3 protein-coding genes and 1 pseudogene are annotated in these 2113 nt (G+C 64.7%); all 4 read left to right on the top strand.

Features of this window, described 5'->3' with window-relative positions:
- Positions 1 to 812: pseudogene (locus AB0H93_RS43910) on the top strand (hypothetical protein); the annotation flags it as partial.
- Positions 813 to 831: 19 nt separating this feature from the next.
- Entirely contained in the window at positions 832 to 1227 is a 396-nt protein-coding gene (locus tag AB0H93_RS43905) for a YbaB/EbfC family nucleoid-associated protein (RefSeq protein WP_093278719.1), read from the top strand.
- Positions 1220 to 1567, top strand: coding sequence for a hypothetical protein (locus AB0H93_RS43900; protein ID WP_132493386.1), 348 nt, complete (start codon positions 1220 to 1222; stop codon positions 1565 to 1567). The genes AB0H93_RS43905 and AB0H93_RS43900 overlap by 8 nt, the downstream gene beginning before the upstream one ends.
- Positions 1568 to 1613: 46 nt before the next feature.
- On the top strand, positions 1614 to 2113 hold a 500-nt coding region (locus AB0H93_RS43895), incomplete at its 3' end, for a hypothetical protein (RefSeq protein ID WP_358582827.1).

Here is a 2113-nt window from a genome sequence, read left to right as displayed (position 1 = left end):
ATTCGCCGAAGTCCAACGTGCCGGAGTTCCCGGGTAGTCGGGATGACGGCGGCTTGAACCTGGATCTGCCGAAGGGTGGCAACGGTGGCTCGGGCTTTACGCCGTCGCCGGGCGATGGGGGTGGCTCGAAGTTCACGGCGCCCTCGGACGGTGGGGGACATGCGGAGCTCAACCTCCCGTCCGGAGGCGGGGGTGGCTCCGGCCTGCCAGGCGCCGGTGGCCTTGGAGCTGGTCAGTCTTCCTTCGGCGAGGGCGCGAATTTCGCTGCCGCCGGCGGCTCGGGCTTTGGCGGCGAGGGGTGGTCGGACTGGTCCGGCGACCTCGGCGGCGGTTCCCGTGATGGGGCCGGCGGTGGCGGCTCTGACCAGCGCCAAGCCGGGAGCGGTATGCCCATGATGCCGCCGATGATGCCGCCGATGGGTGGCATGGGTGGCATGGGTGGCATGGGCGGTGGTGGCGGCAACGGTGACCGCGAACGGGAACGCCAGACCTGGCTGTCTGAGGACGAAGAGGTCTGGGGCGCTCACCTGGCAGCGGGCGACGGGGTCATCGGTCGCCCCGATGGCGGTTACCGCGTCACGGACGACGCACCGGTCCCGACCCACGTTCACGCCCCGGCCAAGGCGTCCAGCGGCAAGGGCAAGGCCGGCAAGCCGGCCAAGCGAACCACCGGGGCCGCCGAAGCCGTGGAGTCAGCAGAGGGTTCGAACCCCGCCGAGCCCGCCAAGCCGGCCAGGCGAACCACCGAGGCCCCCGAATTCGTGGAGTCAGCAGAGGGTTCGAACCCCGACTCCGCCAAGTCGACGGGGTAACGGCAGAAGGGAGCGTCCGATGGATCCGGTTTATGACGAGGAAGTGTCCAAGCTGCTCGCGGAGCTGAACGAGCAGCGCGAGAAGATCTCGGGCGCGGTCGAGGAGGTGCAGGCTGTCCGGGAGTCCGCGACCACCAAGAACAAGATGATCAAGGCCACTGTGGACGGGCAGGGCCGGCTCATCGAGGTGGTGCTGCGCGGTGATCGCTGGCGCGACCTGTCGCCGAAGGAGCTGGGCGCGGCGATCGTCGAGGCGGTCACCGGCGCGCAGGAGAAGGCGCATAAGAACGTCACCGAGCTGGCGGCCGCGATGGCGCCCGAAGGCATGAACATTCCGGAGCTGTTCTCCGGCAAGCCGGACATCGAAGCGTTGTTCCCGGACGTCGAAAAGATGTGGAAGTCGTTCAATGAGTGACCGTACCGCCGCAGATCCTTCCGCGCTGGCAGGCGGCGCGGTCAACATTTCGAGGGTTGCTGACGAAGCGCGGGACCTCATGAGCGATTTCGCCATCGCTCTCGATGCGTACAGCAACGTCTTCGACGGCGCTGGGGATGGCTCCGGGGGCTATAGGGGAGCCAGCGGTAATGATTTCGTCAAGATTTGGCTGGAGACTGTGGTTCCCGGTCAGGAGTACGCGCTGAAATTCTTGGATCTGTTGGACCATGCGATAGGGGACGCAGGGGAGAGAGCGCGAGGCACCGCATACAAGCTGGACGAAGCGGATGGTGATGCCGACTCGGCTGCGTCGGCGTAGTTCGTACGAGTACTAGTTAGTGGTTAGGTAAGCTAAAGGGGCAGTTATGGCGATCATGTTTAGTGAGTTTGAGCGCCAGCTGTCCCTTTGGCTTACGGGGGATGAGCCGCCGCCGGTTAATGAGGATAAGGTGCGGGAGTTGGCGGCGGTGTGGCGGTCGCATGCGGCTCGTTTGCGGCAGTTGCGGGTGGATGCGCAGGCGGCGGTTGAGGGGATTCGGTCGTCGGATTTTGCGGGGGCGTCGGAGCGGGCGTTTGCGGCGCGGATGGCGCCGTTTGTGGATGGTCCGTCGAATTATTTGGATGCGGCGGCTGATCATTTTGAGATGATGGCTGATGCGTTGGATCAGATCGCGATGGAGGTGGAGTTCCTTAAGCTGGTGGTGTTGATTCAGTTGGCGTTGCTGGCGGTGGAGTTTGAGTTTTTTGTGCAGTGGTTTTGGGTTCCTGGGGTTCAGACGTGGTTTATGTCGCAGGCGTTGATGCACAAGGTGATTGTGGAGAAGGCTGTGACGTGGATGGCGCGGCGGATGGCGAGTGTGCCGCG

The organism is Saccharopolyspora sp. NPDC050642 (genome assembly GCF_040654735.1).
Lineage (GTDB): Bacteria > Actinomycetota > Actinomycetes > Mycobacteriales > Pseudonocardiaceae > Saccharopolyspora > Saccharopolyspora elongata.
Note: the sequence above shows the minus strand (reverse complement) of the source record. Positions and strands in the feature narration are given on the sequence as shown.